Origin of the sequence: Hydrogenophaga sp. T2, from assembly GCF_049843535.1 — a bacterium.
In the GTDB taxonomy this organism is placed as follows: domain Bacteria; phylum Pseudomonadota; class Gammaproteobacteria; order Burkholderiales; family Burkholderiaceae_C; genus Hydrogenophaga; species Hydrogenophaga crocea.
Genome location: NZ_JBBHZJ010000001.1, coordinates 653,174 through 668,170 on the forward strand (window position 1 = coordinate 653,174; position 14,997 = coordinate 668,170).

The 14,997-nt window shown below is 69.3% G+C and carries 14 protein-coding genes; 7 read left to right on the forward strand and 7 right to left on the reverse strand.

From position 1 onward, the window contains the following. Positions 1–13: 13 nt before the first annotated feature. Positions 14–382 (forward strand): DUF1428 domain-containing protein, encoded by a 369-nt coding sequence (locus tag WDZ95_RS03060; protein WP_166227206.1) that lies wholly within the window; start codon positions 14–16, stop codon positions 380–382. Between the two features lie 31 nt (positions 383–413). Here the strand turns inward: WDZ95_RS03060 and WDZ95_RS03065 are convergent, their stop codons facing one another. Then, on the reverse strand, positions 414–1,334 hold the full coding sequence (locus WDZ95_RS03065) for a LysR family transcriptional regulator (RefSeq protein WP_425776142.1): 921 nt from the start codon (positions 1,332–1,334) through the stop codon (positions 414–416). A gap of 138 nt (positions 1,335–1,472) precedes the next feature. Here WDZ95_RS03065 and WDZ95_RS03070 point away from each other — a divergent pair, with 138 nt between their 5' ends. Beyond that, on the forward strand, positions 1,473–1,871 hold the full coding sequence (locus WDZ95_RS03070; RefSeq protein ID WP_425776143.1) for a tautomerase family protein: 399 nt from the start codon (positions 1,473–1,475) through the stop codon (positions 1,869–1,871). A gap of 533 nt (positions 1,872–2,404) precedes the next feature. Here the strand turns inward: WDZ95_RS03070 and WDZ95_RS03075 are convergent. After that, positions 2,405–3,727, reverse strand: coding sequence for a CynX/NimT family MFS transporter (locus tag WDZ95_RS03075; RefSeq protein ID WP_425776144.1), 1,323 nt, complete (start codon positions 3,725–3,727; stop codon positions 2,405–2,407). Beyond that, positions 3,724–4,362 carry an NAD(P)H:quinone oxidoreductase gene (gene wrbA, locus WDZ95_RS03080; RefSeq protein ID WP_425776145.1) on the reverse strand — a complete coding sequence of 213 codons (639 nt, stop codon included), beginning with the start codon at positions 4,360–4,362 and terminating at the stop codon, positions 3,724–3,726. Before wrbA ends, WDZ95_RS03075 begins: the two co-directional genes overlap by 4 nt. A gap of 100 nt (positions 4,363–4,462) precedes the next feature. On the opposite strand from wrbA, the gene WDZ95_RS03085 reads away from it, so the two are divergent. The 3 genes from WDZ95_RS03085 to WDZ95_RS03095 all read left to right on the forward strand — a co-directional run bounded on the left by WDZ95_RS03085 (position 4,463) and on the right by WDZ95_RS03095 (position 7,311). After that, the gene (locus WDZ95_RS03085; RefSeq protein WP_425776146.1) at positions 4,463–5,386 is read left to right on the forward strand and encodes a LysR family transcriptional regulator; all 924 of its coding nucleotides are present in this window, start codon (positions 4,463–4,465) and stop codon (positions 5,384–5,386) included. Positions 5,387–5,525: 139 nt separating this feature from the next. Continuing rightward, a complete protein-coding gene (locus WDZ95_RS03090) occupies positions 5,526–6,386 on the forward strand; it encodes a helix-turn-helix domain-containing protein (protein ID WP_425776147.1) in 861 nt (286 codons plus the stop codon). A gap of 37 nt (positions 6,387–6,423) precedes the next feature. Continuing rightward, positions 6,424–7,311, forward strand: a complete 888-nt coding sequence (locus WDZ95_RS03095; protein ID WP_425776148.1) for an SDR family oxidoreductase — start codon at positions 6,424–6,426, stop codon at positions 7,309–7,311. A gap of 168 nt (positions 7,312–7,479) precedes the next feature. Here the strand turns inward: WDZ95_RS03095 and WDZ95_RS03100 are convergent, their stop codons facing one another. After that, entirely contained in the window at positions 7,480–8,295 is an 816-nt protein-coding gene (locus WDZ95_RS03100; protein WP_425776149.1) for an alpha/beta fold hydrolase, read from the reverse strand. A gap of 162 nt (positions 8,296–8,457) precedes the next feature. Here WDZ95_RS03100 and WDZ95_RS03105 point away from each other — a divergent pair, with 162 nt between their 5' ends. Then, positions 8,458–8,880, forward strand: a complete 423-nt coding sequence (locus tag WDZ95_RS03105; protein WP_166227209.1) for a universal stress protein — start codon at positions 8,458–8,460, stop codon at positions 8,878–8,880. Beyond that, a complete protein-coding gene (locus WDZ95_RS03110; RefSeq protein ID WP_425776150.1) occupies positions 8,850–11,348 on the forward strand; it encodes a cation-translocating P-type ATPase in 2,499 nt (832 codons plus the stop codon). The genes WDZ95_RS03105 and WDZ95_RS03110 overlap by 31 nt, the downstream gene beginning before the upstream one ends. Here WDZ95_RS03110 and WDZ95_RS03115 read toward each other — a convergent pair. Genes WDZ95_RS03115 through tcuA form a run of 3 tightly spaced genes read right to left on the reverse strand, consistent with a single transcriptional unit; the run spans position 11,335 to position 14,919 of the window. Next, complete coding sequence (locus WDZ95_RS03115) at positions 11,335–12,312, reverse strand: Bug family tripartite tricarboxylate transporter substrate binding protein (protein ID WP_425776151.1); 978 nt, start codon at positions 12,310–12,312, stop codon at positions 11,335–11,337. The two genes, WDZ95_RS03110 and WDZ95_RS03115, sit on opposite strands and share 14 nt — an antisense overlap. Positions 12,313–12,341: 29 nt before the next feature. After that, on the reverse strand, positions 12,342–13,517 hold the full coding sequence (tcuB, locus tag WDZ95_RS03120; protein ID WP_425776152.1) for a tricarballylate utilization 4Fe-4S protein TcuB: 1,176 nt from the start codon (positions 13,515–13,517) through the stop codon (positions 12,342–12,344). Next, a complete protein-coding gene (gene tcuA, locus WDZ95_RS03125) occupies positions 13,504–14,919 on the reverse strand; it encodes an FAD-dependent tricarballylate dehydrogenase TcuA (protein WP_425776153.1) in 1,416 nt (471 codons plus the stop codon). The genes tcuB and tcuA overlap by 14 nt, the downstream gene beginning before the upstream one ends. Between the last annotated feature and the right edge of the window lie 78 nt (positions 14,920–14,997).

Below are 14,997 nucleotides of genomic sequence, written 5' to 3' on the forward strand. Positions count from 1 at the left end.
CAGGAGTCAAGGAATGTCCTACATCGATGGTTTCGTCATTGCCGTTCCCACGGCCAACAAGCAGAAGTTCATCGAGCACGCGCGCCAGCTCGACCCGATCTTCATCGAGCTGGGCGCCCTGCGCGTGATCGAAGGCTGGGGCGACGACGTGCCCGACGGAAAGCTCACCGATTTCCGCCGGGCCGTGCAGGCCACGGCCGACGAGACGGTGGCGTTCTCGTGGGTGGAGTGGCCGGACAAGGCCACGCGCGACGCGGGCATGAAAAAGATGATGGAAGACCCGCGCATGGACCCGTCGGCACCAGGCAATCCGCCCATGCCCTTCGACGGCAAGCGCATGATCTTCGGCGGCTTCGAGCAGGTGGTTGAAGTGAAGGCTTGAGCCGCGCCGCGGCGCGCCGCCCGCGCGCCGTTCAGCGCCCTGCCAGGCCCCAGGACTTGCGCGCCGCTTCCTGCAGGAAGGCCGTGACGGCCTGAACGCGCGATGCGGTGCGCCGGTTCGGCAATGAGACGGCGTACAGGGTGTAAGGCTTTTTCGGTGCGAAGGGCTTGAGCACTTCGACGAGCTGGCCTGCCCGCACGTCGGCCGCGGCCATGGGCTGCGACAGCATGCCGATGCCGGCGCCGGCCACCAGTGCGCGGTGCAGCAAGGCCGTGCTGCTCGCCGCGAGTTGCGAGGCCACGGCGATGTTGAGTTTGCGCCCGCCCTGGCGGAACGCCCAGGTCACGGTGGGCCCTTGCGCGGTGTGCGTGACGGTGTGGTGCTGGTGCAGCTCGGCCGGCTCGGCCGGGTGCCCGTGCCGGCGCAGGTAGTCGGGCGAGGCGTACAGGCGGCGCTCGAACGACCCCAGTTCGCGCGCGACGACCGCCTCGCTGTTGCCCAGCGTGGTGCGCAGCGCCACATCGATGCCGTCAGTCGCGAGATCGACCACGCGGTCGTCGGCCACGAGCTCGATGCGCAGCGCCGGGTGCCGCTCGCGCAGCGTGGCGAGCTGCGGCACGACGAGCTGTTCGCAAATCTCCTGGCTGGATGCCAGCCGCACCGTGCCGGCCACCCGGTGGCGTCGCTTGTCGAACGCGGCGGCCATCTCATCGAGCCGGCCCAGCACGTCGCGCGCACCCTGCACGAGTTCGGCGCCTTCGGGTGTTGCCGACAGACCGTGCGTGGAGCGGCGCAGCAGCGAAATGCCGAAGCCTGCTTCAAGGCGATCGACACCGCGCGAGACGACGGACACCGCCACACCCATCTCTCGCGCCGCCGCCGAGAAAGATTTCAGCTCCAGCGAACGCACCAGCCAGCGCAGGTCCACCGGGTCGGGCAGGAAGGGACTCATCGCGGGGCTCCTTGTGTGGTGTGCCGGATTCCGGCTTTGCTTGGCAAGCAAAACCGATTGTGCCCGGCGGCGGTTTCCGGCCGGTGCCGGGCTGCCTACAGTCCGTGCACCAACCCCTCAACAACCAAGGAGCCTGACATGCCCATTCTCAACGTGAAGATCGGCGCGGCGCGCACACCGGAACTCTCCGGGCGCATCACCGAGATGCTGCTCGAACTGACCACCCGCGTACTCGGCAAGCGGCGAGACCTGACCGCGGTGGTGATCGACTACGTCGACCCGCGGGACTGGTTCGTCGCCGGCAAATCGCTGGCGGAGCACCAGCTCGCGAGCTTCTATTTCGACGTGAAGGTGGTGGACGAGACCAACACCAAGGCCGAGAAGGCGCGCTACATCGCCGAAGCGTTCGAAAGATTCGAAACGCTGCTGGGCCCGCTGCACCACGAGAGCTATGTGCATGTGGAAGACGTGCGGGCCGCGGCCTATGGTTTTGGCGGCAAGACGCAGGAGTTTCGGCACCAGCATCCTGGGGCTTGAGGAGAAGAGACAGGCGCGGCGCACGCGCTGGCGAGTCGCTGGAAGTGCCTTGAGCGGGGAGGCGCCGCGATTGAGTGGAGCTTGTCTGCTTGAGACTGACTGCGGTCTCTCGCGAGCGAGTATCTCGACGGCGGCCGCCGACCCGACGCAGACACTCGCTCGCGAGAGCAGCGGTTACAGGCGGAAGCCTCAACAGGCCGGCTTCTCATGGGGCGGGATCCAGGACGGACGAGATAGCGACGAGCCGCGTGAGATTCCGCCTGAACTCCATACGTACGATCTCTGCTGCCCGATTGCGGTAACGATGTCCACTCTCCCGGCCATGGAATCGAGTTTCTCTGCGTGACCCAACCTTCCTCGAGGGCTCTTCACTGCTCGGCGATCAAGGCCTCGTTTAATGGGACGTTGCTTGGCTTGATTCATGCGTCGCTCCACTCTCGCAAGATCAGCGGCGCCCTGGCTTAGCGACGAGTTGTGGTCCGCGCAGGTTGCAGCTCTACGACTCACGCGACCGTGACAGGACCACGGAGCGTTCATGTGCTGCGCTGTCGGTGACCTGGGCCTACGCTATCGGCTCCGGTTGCAAGAGGTTCTGTTCGGCTGCTTGCCGTGGGGCGGGCTTCAGCCGGCGGCGATGTGGCCTCAGCGAGCCGCCGCGTTTGCATGGCGGCCACGGGCTTGGGCAACAACCACACCGCTCCCACGATGCCCGCTCCCGCCAGCGCAGCAACGCCGGCTGCCAGCGCGGGCCAGCCCCCCATGACGGTGAGCGCAGCGCCTGCCGCCGGACCGGCGACCAGCCCGAGGTTGTTGCCCTGCATCATCATCCCGATGGTCAGGCCCAGCGTCGACTCATGGGGTGCCTGCACCGACGCTTCGGCAAAGAGCGCCGGTGGCACACAACCGGCGACGGTGGCGAATGCGACGACGAGCCAGTAGCGTGTCCAGGCGCCGAGCGATTCCGTGGCCACGGCCAGCGCGAGTAGGGCGCACACGCCCAGCGTTCCGGCGACCAGCGTGGCCGGCCGCATGCCCCGTGCGAGCAGGGCGCCGCCCGCCAGGTTACCGATGCCACCACTCGCAATGGCAAGCGCCGTTAGCATGTTTGCTTGCGCCGGCGTGGCAGCGAGGCCGCCTTCCAGCACGACCGGCAACAGTCCGAACAAGGCGAACCACGAGCCGGCGTAAAGCATGAACAGCAACATCAAGGCGAGCGGGCCCCGCGCGAGCAAGGTGCGGTGTAAAGGTAAGGCACGGTCTCTTGCGGGCGGACGCTGGCTCGCGTCGCGTGGTGCGCACCATGCGGCCAGTGCCGCATAAGCCAAGGCGAGCGCGCTGCTCACCCACCAAAGCGCCCGCCAGCCCGCAATCAGCAACCACGGCGAGGCCAGCAGCACGAGCGCCATGCCGGCGGGCATGAAGCTGCTCCAAGCCGCCATCGGCCCAGCGGCGCGCGAGGCGGGAACGACACGCGCGATCAATGCAGGAGCGGCAACGATTACCGCGAGGAATCCAACACCTTCGACCAGCCGGCTCGCGATCAGTAGTGGCGCACCCTGAACCAATGCGCCGGCAGCCGATGCCGCACCCTGCAATGCGAGGCCGGCCACCAGCGTGCGGCGCGCGCCTAGCCTGTCGGTCGCCGTGCCGATGGCCGTGCCGAACAACGCGCCCACGACGCCGAAGGCGGAGAGCAGCCAGGCCGCCCGCTCCAGTGGCATGCCAAGAGCGGCCTGTATTGCCTGCATGGCCGCCGGTACTTTGGCAAGCTGCACGGCGGAAACCAGTCCGGCGCCGACCAGCAGCAAGATCGCGGGCCATTGGGAGGCTGGGGCGATGGCCTTCGGCACGCTCATACGGCTCCCCGGGCCCGCCGTCCGAGCAACAGGTCGCGCGCCACGCAAGCCACATGTGCGCCTTGGAAGCGCGCGCCCGCGAGCTCGTTCGCGCTTGGCGGCCTGTCGCCGCCTTGCCCATCGTCGGCGATGGTCGACGCTCCATAAGGGCTACCACCTGTGATCTCGTCCATGCGGTTCTGCCCCTTGAAGCTGTAGGGCAGCCCGACGATGAGCATGCCCAGGTGCAACAGGGGCACATGGCTCGTGAGCAGTGTGGCTTCCTGCCCGCCGTGCTGCGAGCCCGTCGAGGTGAACACGCTGCCCACCTTACCGACCAGCGCGTCCCGCGCCCACAACCCGCCCGCCTGGTCGATGAAGTTCTTCATCTGCGCGGCCATAGTGCCGAAGCGCGTGGGCGTTCCGAAGAGGATTGCGTCGTACTCGGCCAGTTCTTCTACGCGTGCGACGGGTGCAGACTGCGCCAGCTTGTAGCCCGCTCGCTCGGCTACCTGCGGCGGCACCAGCTCGGGCACGCGTCTGATCCGGGCCTCAGCCCCTGTCTCTTCGGCGCCCTCGCGCACCGCGTGCGCCAGGGTTTCCACGTGGCCGTACGATGAGTAGTACAGCACCAGCACACGGGGTTGGATCGTCATGTGGTTTCCTCCATCTAGGTTCGACAGACGCACTTTGAACCTTTGCTCCGATCGACGGAAGTCACATAATTTCGACCTTATTGATCAATTGAATAGATCTGTGATCGACGCCTTGACCCTTGGCCAGTTGCGCACCTTTGTGGCCATCGCCGAAGCTGGCGGCTTCCGTGCCGGGGCGGCGCGGCTTCGGCGCGCGCAATCGGCGGTGAGCCATGCCGTGGCGAGCCTGGAGGCCGAGCTCGACATCAGACTGTTCGACCGCAGCGGCCGGCGCCCAGTGCTAACGCCGGCTGGCATCGCACTGCTGGAAGACGCACGCGCGGTATTGCTCAAGGTCGACACAATGCGTGCCCGTGCACAGGGCGTTGGCATGGGACTGGAGCTTGAACTGCCTGTCGTCGTCGATACCTTGTTTCCGCTGCCAGTTGTCGGCGAGGCCTTGCTCGCCATGCACCAGCGCTTCCCTAGTGTGCGCACGCAGTTGCAGGTGGCACCCCTGGGAGGGCCGCTCATGGCCTTGCTGAACGGTCAGTGCGCACTGGCGGTGACAGTTGGTGACGACTTGAACGATGCTCGGCTTATCAAGGAGCCGCTGGGTACCGTCGCCGTTGTGCCTATCGTTGCCGCTAGCCATGCGCTCGCCGATCGCGTTCGCCAGCGCGCACGCCTGCGCCTCGAAGACATCTCCGAGCACCTGCAGATCGTGCTGAGCGACCCGACCGCAATGTCGACGGGGCGTGATTTCAACGTGCTGTCGCCACAGACCTGTCGGGTCGGCACGCAGGAGGCCAAGCTGACCCTCATCGAGGCCGGCCTCGGCTGGGGCCGGCTGCCGCTGTGGACGGTGAAAAGGGCACTCGACGATGGCCGGCTCGTGAAGCTTCCTGCACGCAGCCTCGGACCTGCGGGCGAGTCGCGCGAGCAGGCTTACGTGGTGTACCGGCGCGACCGTGTGCGAGGCCCTGCGGCGACCGCACTTCGGGACGAACTGCTGGCTCGGCACTCAGCGGGTGGCAGCGCTTGACGCAGCGCAACTTCATGCGTCGCGGGCAGGTTGGCCTACGGTCTGGCGTGAATCTCCTTTCGCCCGTCGTGAGCGTTCGATCTTCAGAGCAAAGGCTCGATCCATGCAGCTAAGCTCTGGCGAATCGACCGGATAGTGCATGCCCGAGCGCTTGTTTCTTCGACTGCCCGATGACCCTCCGTGTGCCCCGGGGACCACTGTCCCGGCCAGTACGCTCCGGGGGTTCGCCCTGCCCGCCCCCTTGCGGTCGGTGGTGACCCATGTGACCGCCTACGAAGAGCGGTTCGCGCCGGGCGCCGAGGTCGTCGAGCGGGTGATTCCTGACGGCGCGTCGCGCGTGCTTGTCCTGTTGCAAGGCGGCGCAGCCGCGGTCCATGTTGCCGGTGCAAGCGTCAGTCCCGTCGTGTTGTCAATGCGCGGGCACATGCACGGCCTCTCGATCATGCTGGAGCCCGGGGCCTCTATGGCGCTGTGGGGTGTCCCGGCCGACGAGCTGGCGGGTCGCACCGTACCTTGGAGCGACCTCTCGCCAAGGGCACGTCGCGATCTGCCTGAGCAACTGGCCGCAGCAGCCGACGACACCACGCGGGTCGGGGTCATCCTGGCCGCGCTGTGTGCGATGCACCGACCGGTGGACTTGGGTTCCCGGCAATGGGTGGCGCATGCCGCAGGCCGCCTGCAGGCACACGCTGGAGGTATCTCAGTTCGGGCGCTGGCCGCCGAGTTGGGCCTTAGCGAACGGCGGCTGCAACAACTATTCGCTGCGCAGATCGGCCTGGCACCCAGCGCCTGGCGCCGCCTGCAACGCCTGCATGGCACGCTTCGACTCTTGAGGATGACCCAAACGCCGCAGTGGGCTCAAATCGCGCTGGAACATGGGTATTACGACCAGTCGCACATGATCAACGAGTTCCGCGTGCTGTGCGGCTTGACGCCGCCGCAGTTCCTGCGGCGTGTCGTTTCGGATTCTTCCAATACGGCGGGCGAGCCTGCCGACTAAGGTCGCCGACACCCTTAACCGACTCCCGCCGACATCCATGAAGAGACTTCAATCGTGCATTGCCGTCGTGACCGGCGCCAGTCGCGGCGCGGGCCGCGGCTGCGCCATCGAACTGGGCGCTGCCGGCGCCACGGTGTACGTCACCGGGCGCAGCCGGCGTGCGAAGCCAGCGCCCGGCTACGAGCAGATTCTTTCACTGTCCAACCTGCACCGTGTCCCGGGCAGCATCGACGAGACAGCCGAGGAGGTGACACGTGCCGGCGGACGCGGCATCGCCGTCTCCTGTGATCACTCCGACGAAGCGCAGGTCCAGGCGCTCTTCGATCGAGTGCAGCACGAACACGGGCGCCTGGACCTGCTGATCAACAACGCCTGGGGCGGGCACGAGGCCTTCGACGGCGTGTTCCAGGCTCCATTCTGGGAGCGCCCGATGGTGCAATGGGACGCGATGTTCGATCGCGGCGTTCGCAACCATCTCCTTTCAAGCCGGCTGGCCGCGCCGATCTTCGTTCGCCAGGGTCAGGGGCTGATCGTGACCACGACCTTCTGGGACGGCGACAAATACATGCGCGGCAACCTGTTCTATGACCTTGCCAAGGCCGCGATGACGCGCCTGGCCTTTGGCATGGCACAAGACCTCAGACCGCACGGTGTGACCTCGGTGGCAGTGTCTCCAGGCTGGATGCGCACGGAGTTCGTTCTGGCCAGCCATCAGACCGACGAGACCCGCTGGCACGAGCAGCCGGCGCTAGCCCGTACGGAGTCGCCCCGCTACCTGGGGCGTGCGATCGTTGCACTCGCCAGCGATCCCAAGGTACTGGAGCGTAGCGGCAATGTGCTCCGTGTGGGCGATCTGGCGCGGTTGTACGGCTTCACCGACATCGACGGCCGGATGGTCCCGCCATTCGAGCTGGACGCGCTATGACCGCCTGGACTGCTACGGTTGCGGTTACACCGACCTAAGCTTGTCAAGCTCGCGATTTGGCCGCGGCTAGCTCGCTAGCGCTCCGACTTAGTGGACCGTCTATCGCTTGAAAGCAGCCGTTCAAGCCCACAACACTTATGTCCGATAACGCTGCAAAGCAGCCCCCCTTCACGGCAACCCCGCAATCCACCCCTTCACCTGCTCCACCGCCACATCCGGCGTATTCACATGCCCCGCCTCCACCACGAGGTAGCGGCTCGCGGGGTGCGGCGGGGCCTTGGCGTAGGCGAAGGCTTCGCCCGCGGGGTAGAGCGGGTCTTGCGTGCCGATCACCCACAGAAACGGCACGGCCTTCTTGAAGCGCTCGGCCGTGCCGGGCATGTGGCCCAGGCCCTCGGGGTCGAAGTAGCTCAGCAGCACGTCGGCGCGCATGCGCACGTTGCGGGTCTGGCCCTGGTTGAGGTCGGCCATGGTGAGCATGGCCGCGCCCTCGCCCGCGGCCACCTTGGCGCGCGCTTCGTCCACCGCCTCGCGGCCAATGCCGCGGCGGTAGGTGAACGCGGGTGAATGCCCGGGCGCCAGGGCGATCACGCCATCGGCATCGCCGTGTTGCGCCATGTAGGCCAGGGCCGCGTTGGCGCCAAAGCTGTGGCCGGCCAGCAGCACGCGCTGGAAGCCCTGGGCGCGAAACTGGCGCACCTCGTCGGCGATCTGTTCGAGCGCCTGCGGGTAGGGCACGTCGTAGCCGCGCCGCGCCGACCACGGCATGTCGATGGACTTCACCGTGCACGCCGGCTCGAGCCGGCGGCCGAAGAAGCCAATGGCTTGCGGGTTGCCCCACTTGCCGTGCATGAGCACCACGGCGCAGGCCTTGTCGGCGGCCTGCGCGCGCGCCGGTGACGCCGCGCAGAGCCACAACAGCGCGGCGGCCACCAGCGCTGTCGCCTGCCACAGAAAACGGCGGTTGATGCGGTCAAAGATCATGTTCAGCTCCCCCTGTGAAACGAGGGGCCACGATACACCGCGCCTTCACCGCGCGGGGCGCGCAGCGGCGATGGCATGCGTGAAGGAATGTGCAGCGCAGCGGGCTTGATCTGCAGGCGCGCCGCGGACCATACTGGTCAGAACCCCAATGGAGGCCTCGCCTTGAAGATCCTCGTCGCCGTGGACGGCAGTCCCTACACCCAGCGCGTGCTGGCCTTCATCGCCAGCCAGCCCCAATGGCTGGGGCCGCAACACCGCTACACGGTGCTGCATTGCGTGCTGCCCCTGCCCCACCGCGCCGCCGCCTTCGTCGACCGGCCGCAGGTGCAGGCCCTGTACCGCGATGACGCCGAGACGGTGTTGCGCCCGGTGCGCGCGTTCTTCGCCGAACACCAGCTGAAAGCGCGCTTCGTCCACCGCATGGGCAGCGCCGCATCGGCCATCGCCCGCATGGCCGACCGCGAGGGTTTCGACATGGTCATCCTGGGCTCGCACGGGCACGGCGCGCTGGCCGGCCTGGTCATGGGCTCGGTGGCCACCAAGGTGCTGGCCTCATGCCGCACACCGGTGCTGCTGGTGCGCTGAGCGCCGCCGGCGCAGATGACGCCGATGACGCTGACACCGCACAGGGCCTCACCTCGGCGCAGGCCCAGGAGGCCCTGCGCAGCCACGGCTTCAACGACATCGTGGCGCCCACCGCAAGCGGCTGGAAGGTGGTGGCGCGCGACACCGCGCGCGACCCCATGCTGTGGTTTCTGGCGTTCACCTCGGGCCTGTTCGCGCTGCTGGGGCAGTACACCGAATCGCTGACGCTGCTGCTGGCCCTGGCGCCCCTGCTCGGCATGGACGCGTGGCTGCACCGGCGCACGTCGGCGTCGTCGGCGGCCCTGGCGGGCCGGCTGGCCAGTTCGGCGCGCGTGCTGCGCGATGGGCAGTGGCAAGACATCGCGGCCCGCGAGCTCGTGCCCGGCGACCTGGTGGCGGTGACACCGGGCGGCTACTTTCCCGCCGATGGCCTGCTGGTCGGCGGGCACGGGCTGCAGGTGGACGAGTCGACGCTGACCGGCGAATCGCTGCCGGTGCCCAAGCGCGCCCTGGACACCGATGCACCGGCCACGGAGCGCCAGGTGCCCGAGCTGCACCGGGGCCGTGCGGGCACGCGGCTGCTGACCGGCCAGGCGCGGCTGCGCATCGTGGAGACCGGGGGCGACACGCGTTACGGCGCGATCGCGCGCTCGGCCACCGAGGGCAGCCACGCCGCCACCCCGCTGCAGCGCGCGATCGGCCAGCTGGTGCTGGTGTTGCTCGGCGTGGCCCTGCTCATGTGCGCCGCCCTCGCCGCCATACGGCTGTGGCACGGGCACGGCTGGATCGATGCGCTGCTGAGCGCGGTGACCCTGGCCGTGGCGGCGATTCCCGAGGAGTTTCCCGTGGTGTACACCGGCTTCCTCGGTGTGGGGGTGTTGCGGCTGGCGCGCAAGAAGGCGCTGGTGCGGCGCGCGGTGGCGGTGGAGAACATCGGCCGCGTGAGCTGCATCGTGTCCGACAAGACCGGCACCATCACCGCCGGCACGCTGGTGCTGGCCCATCGCGCGCCAGCCGATGGCCTTGACGAAGACACCGTGCTGCAGAGCGCCACCTTCGCCGCCCGCCCCGACAGCGGTGACCCGCTCGATCAGGCGCTGCACGCGGCCGCCGGCCCCCTGCCGCCCGCCACGCGGCTGGCCGAATTCCCGTTCACCGAAGCGCGGCGCCGCGAGACCGCCGTGCTGCGGCTGGCCGACGGCACCACCACGGCCTTCACCAAGGGCGCGCCCGAAACCGTGATGGCCCTGTGCGCGCTGACCGAGGCCGAACGCGCGGCGTGGACCGAGCGCATCGAGGCCTACGCCCGCTCGGGGCACAAGGTGATCGCCTGCGCGCGGCGCGCGCTGCCCGCGGACGCGGCGCCCGACACCGAACCCGCCGAGGGCTTCAGCCTCGTCGGCCTGCTGGCGTTCGAAGACCCGGTGCGCGACGGCGTGCGCGAGGCCATTGCCGACTGCGTGGCCGCCGGCATGCGCGTGATCATGGTCACCGGCGACCTCCCGAGCACCGCCGAGGCCATTGCGCGCGAGATCGGGCTCGGGGGCGGCCAGCCCCGGGTGATCGTGCTGGCCCCGGGCGACGACGCCGCGGCCGCGCTGCGCGCGCACGGCGGCGTTCACGTGGTGGCCCGCGCCACGCCCGCGCAGAAGCTCGCGCTGGTGCAGGCGCTGCAGGCCGACGGCGAGCTGGTGGCCGTCACCGGCGACGGCGTGAACGACGTGCCCGCGCTGCGCCAGGCCGACGTCGGCGTGGCCATGGGCGAACGCGGCACGCGCAGCGCGCGCGAGGTGGCGCCGGTGGTGCTGCTCGACGACAACTTCCGCACCATCGTGCACGCGGTGGGCGAAGGCCGCCAGCTGTTCCAGAACCTGCGGCTGGCGTTCGCCTACCTGCTGCTCGTGCACCTGCCGCTCGTGGCCGCCGCTGCTGCGGTGCCGCTCATGGGCCTGCCGCTGCTGCTGCTGCCGATCCACATCGTGTGGCTGGAGTTGGTGATCCACCCCACCGCCCTGCTGGCCTTCCAGGGCCTGCCGGCGGCGGGCCCACTCGCCCCGGTGCAGCACCACCACCGGCGCGCGCGTTTCTTCTCGGCCGGCGCCTGGGGCGCGATCGTGCTGATCGGCGGGCTGGTGAGCGTGGCCGTGGTGGGGAGCTACCTGCACGCGCTGGGCGCCGACCGCCAGGTGGAGCACGCGCGCGCGATGGCGCTGGGCGTGCTGCTGGCGGCCAGCGCCGGCTTCACCGCCGGCCTCGCGGGCCTGCGCCGGGCGAGCCCGCGCGGGCTGGTGGCAGGCACGCTGTTCTCGCTGGGCCTGCTGGTGCAGCTGCCGGCGGCCAGCGCGTGGCTGGGGCTGCGGCCGCTGCACGCGGCCGACTGGGGCCTGGTGGGGCTGGCGTTCGTGCTCACGGCGGTGGCGGCGCGCCGCCTCGCCGCCGCCGCCGCGAAGCCCTTCAGTTCGCCTTGATGTTTCTTTCCCGCACGATCGCCCCCCACTTCGCGTCCTCCTTGCGCATGAACGCCGTCAGTTCCGCGCGGGTCGTGGGTTGGGGCGTCAGGCCGTGCTGGTTGAGAGCGCCCTTCACCTCGGCGTCGTTGAGCACCTTCACGATCTCCTGGTTCCAGCGGTCGAGCAAAGGCGCAGGCGTTTTGCCCGGGGCCACGAAGGCATACCAGTTCAAAGCCTCGAAGCCCGGGTAGCCGGCTTCGGCCACGGTGGGGATGTTGGGCAGGTAGGCCGGGCGCGTGAGGCCGGTGGTGGCCAGGGGCACCAGGGCACCGGTTTCCACGTGCGGCAGCGCCGTGGGCGGCGCCGCAAAGTAGGAAGCCACACGTTCGCCCAGAAGGTCATTGAGCGCGGGCGCGCCGCCCTTGTAGGGCACATGCACCATGGCAATGCCCGCGCGCTGGTTGAACAGCTCGCCCGCCAGGTGCGACGCCGAGCCCGCGCCGGTGGACGCGAAGTCGAGGGTGTTGGGTTTCTTCTTTTCCAGCGCCACGAACTCGGCCAGCGTTTTCACGCCCAGCGCCTTGTGCGCCACGAGCACGTTGGGAAAGTTCACGCCGCCCGAGACGGGCGCGAGGTCTTTGAAGGGGTCGTACGACACCTTCATGATGTGCGGCGCGATCGTGAGCGGGCCGATGGAGCCGAACAGCAGCACCGAACCATCGGGCGCGGCGTTGGCCACGTACTGGTGCGCAATGTTGCCGCCCGCGCCGCCCTTGTTCTCCACCACCACCGACTGGCCGATGTTGGCCGCGAGCTTCTTCGCAATCAGGCGCGCCGCGGCATCGGCCGCGCCACCGGCGGCAAAGCCCACCACCAGCGTCACCGGCTTCTTGGGCGGAAAGTCCTGCGCGGGCGCCGGGCTGGCCAGGGTCAGCGCGGCGGCGGTGAGCGCGAAAGCGCGCAGCAGTTGTCGTGTGGTCATCGTGGAGCTCTCTCGGTTGGGAAAATCACTCAGTCGGCGCCCAGACCCACCGGGTTGGGCAGGCGCTTCTCCACCGCATGCCGCAGCAGCGCCGCCGTGCGGAACATGCCGTGCGCGAACTTGCCGTAGGGCAGCGTGGCGAACAGGGCCATCACCGCGCCCAGGTGCGCGCACAGCAGCAGCGTCATGGCCGGGGTGCCGCGGCCCCACCACAGCAGCAGGCCGCTCGCGCCGGTGAGGAACAGCAGCGCGATGAAGGCGCGGTCCATGGGGCGTTGGGCGGGGTCGCCATGGCGTTCGTGGCGGCGCAGGTTCAGGCGCCACAGGCCCGCGGTGCCCAGCACCAGCATCAGCCCGCCCGCGCCGCCGAGCAGCTTGGGCAGGCTCGGGAAGTCGTAGGGCGCCACCCAGCCGAACAGGTAGTGGTAGAGCGTGGCCACGCTGGTGGCCGCAAAGCACAACACGAAGCCGTAGAAGGTGAGGTGGTGGAAGCGCCGGCGCGAGAGCGTGTAGGCCTCGTCGTCGTTGTGGCAGCCCTCGCCGTGGCCGCCGTCGAGGTACTTCAGGCGCAGCACGTCGTGCGTGGCCTCGGCCGCGGCCGGGGCCTGCACCGGCACGCCGCCGGTCACGGGCGTGATGTCGCGCCAGAAGCGGCGCACGCCCATGCCGAGTGCGAACACCACGAACAGGAACACCGGCGCGAACAGGCCCACGAGCAGGTTGTGCGGGAACACGCGGTAGAAGTCGCCGCGCGCGGCGTCGGCCCACAGGCTGCCCTGCGTGGCCGCGGCCAGCAGCAGGAACAGCGCGATGCCCAGCGCCAGCGCCACCGAGAGCACCAGGCCGTTGCGCTGGTACAGCCGGCCCAGCGCGGGCGGCCAGGCGTAGTCGGCATAGGTCTGCCCGCGCACCTGGGCCATGGCCTGGGGCACGTTCACCGCGAAGTCGTGCGGCGGCGCGTACTGGCAGGCGTGCAGGCAGGCGCCGCAGTTGTGGCACAGGTTGGCCATGAAGTGCACGTCGGCCTTGCCGAATTCGAGCCGGCGCGTCATGGCCGGGAACACGGCGCAAAAGCCTTCGCAGTAGCGGCAGGCGTTGCAGATCTGCAGTTGCCGCGCCACCTCGGTTTCGGCGGGGGTGAGCGGCACCGGCTGGCCGTTGGCGAGTTGGCGCGCGTCGCGCGCCAGGGCTTCAAGCGCCTGCATGCAACGCTCCCTGTTTCAGAGCGGCCTTGGCCGCGTTGGTGCCCGCGATGCGGCCGAAGGCGGTGCCGATGGACATGCCCACCCCCGCGGTGTAGCCCTTGCCCAGCACGTTGCCGGCCATCATCTCGCCGGCCACGAAGAGGTTGTCGCTGGGCGTGTCGTTGAAGCGCACGGCGGCGGTGTCGTCGGTCTTCAGGCCCAGGTAGGTGAAGGTCACGCCCGGGCGCAACGCGTAGCCGTAGAAGGGCGCGGTGTCGATGGGGCGGGCCCAGTGGGTCTTGGCGGGCGTCACGCCCTCGGTGTGGCAGTCGTCGAGCGCGGTGTGGTCGAAGGTGCCCACGCGGCAGGCGGCGTTGTAGTCGTCGAGGGTCTGCATGAAGGTGGCCTCGTCCAGGCCGAGCTGGCGCGCGAGTTCGGGCAGGCTGTTGGCCTTCACGCCCGGGAACACCGGCGGCATGAAGCGGCCGATGGCCTTGGCGTCGATGATGGAATAGGCGATCTGCTGCGGCTGCTGGGCCACCAGGCGGCCCCAGATGGCGTAGCGCTTGGGCCAGAAGTCTTCGCCTTCGTCGTAGAAGCGCCTCGCCTCGCGGTTCACCACCACGCCCAGCGACACGCAGTCGATGCGGGTGCAGATGCCACCGTCGTAGAGCGGCGCGCGCGCGTCGATGGCCACCATGTGGGCCTGCGTCGGGTCGCCGATGCCGTCGGCCCGGTGGTCGTCGAGCAGGTGGCGCAGCAGCACGCCCTGGTTGTAGGCGGTGCCGCGGATGAGGAAGTTGTCGGCCGGCCATTCGCCGCGCGCGTTCTGCCCCCAGGCCTCGCGCAGCCAGTCGCGGTTCGACTCGAAGCCGCCCGCGGCGAGCACGCAGGCGCGCGCGGCAATGCGCTCGCCGCTCTGGAGATGGGCGGCCACGAAGCGGCCGTCGCGCACTTCGATGCGTGCCACCGGCGCCTGGTAGCGCACCTGCACGCCCAGGCGCTCGGCGCTGCGGTAGTAGGCGTTCACCAGGGCCTTGCCGCCGCCCATGAAGAAGGCGTTGGTGCGCGCCACGTGCAGCGCGCCCGACAGCGGCGGCTGGAAATGCACACCATGGCGGCGCATCCAGTCGCGGCAGGTGGACGAGGCGCGGATGGTGAGCCGCGCGAGGTGTTCATTGGTGAGGCCGCCCGTGACCTTGAGCAGGTCCTGCCAGAACTCTTCTTCGGGGTAGGCGTCCACCAGCACGTCCTGCGGTGCGTCGTGCATGCAACGCAGGTTGCGCGTGTGAGCGGAATTGCCGCCGCGCCATTCGCGCGGCGCGGCTTCGAGCAGAAGCACGCGCGCGCCGGCCTCGCGCGCCATGAGCGCGGCGCACAACGCGGCGTTGCCACCACCGATCACCAGAACATCAGGGTCCACCTCGGGCCTCGTCGGGGAGTAGGCCGACGGCCCACCGCCGGCAACGCCCGCACTCTAGGCAGACACCGCGCGCCCGGG

What these genes read in the sequence shown, in the direction of transcription:
- WDZ95_RS03060 (WP_166227206.1), top strand. Translation starts at nt 14, where the DNA reads ATGTCCTACATCGATGGTTTCGTCATTGCCGTTCCCACGGCCAACAAG.
- WDZ95_RS03065 (WP_425776142.1), bottom strand. Translation starts at nt 1,334, where the DNA reads ATGAGTCCCTTCCTGCCCGACCCGGTGGACCTGCGCTGGCTGGTGCGT.
- WDZ95_RS03070 (WP_425776143.1), top strand. Translation starts at nt 1,473, where the DNA reads ATGCCCATTCTCAACGTGAAGATCGGCGCGGCGCGCACACCGGAACTC.
- WDZ95_RS03075 (WP_425776144.1), bottom strand. Translation starts at nt 3,727, where the DNA reads ATGAGCGTGCCGAAGGCCATCGCCCCAGCCTCCCAATGGCCCGCGATC.
- wrbA (WP_425776145.1), bottom strand. Translation starts at nt 4,362, where the DNA reads ATGACGATCCAACCCCGTGTGCTGGTGCTGTACTACTCATCGTACGGC.
- WDZ95_RS03090 (WP_425776147.1), top strand. Translation starts at nt 5,526, where the DNA reads ATGCCCGAGCGCTTGTTTCTTCGACTGCCCGATGACCCTCCGTGTGCC.
- WDZ95_RS03095 (WP_425776148.1), top strand. Translation starts at nt 6,424, where the DNA reads ATGAAGAGACTTCAATCGTGCATTGCCGTCGTGACCGGCGCCAGTCGC.
- WDZ95_RS03100 (WP_425776149.1), bottom strand. Translation starts at nt 8,295, where the DNA reads ATGATCTTTGACCGCATCAACCGCCGTTTTCTGTGGCAGGCGACAGCG.
- WDZ95_RS03110 (WP_425776150.1), top strand. Translation starts at nt 8,850, where the DNA reads ATGCCGCACACCGGTGCTGCTGGTGCGCTGAGCGCCGCCGGCGCAGAT.
- WDZ95_RS03115 (WP_425776151.1), bottom strand. Translation starts at nt 12,312, where the DNA reads ATGACCACACGACAACTGCTGCGCGCTTTCGCGCTCACCGCCGCCGCG.
- tcuB (WP_425776152.1), bottom strand. Translation starts at nt 13,517, where the DNA reads ATGCAGGCGCTTGAAGCCCTGGCGCGCGACGCGCGCCAACTCGCCAAC.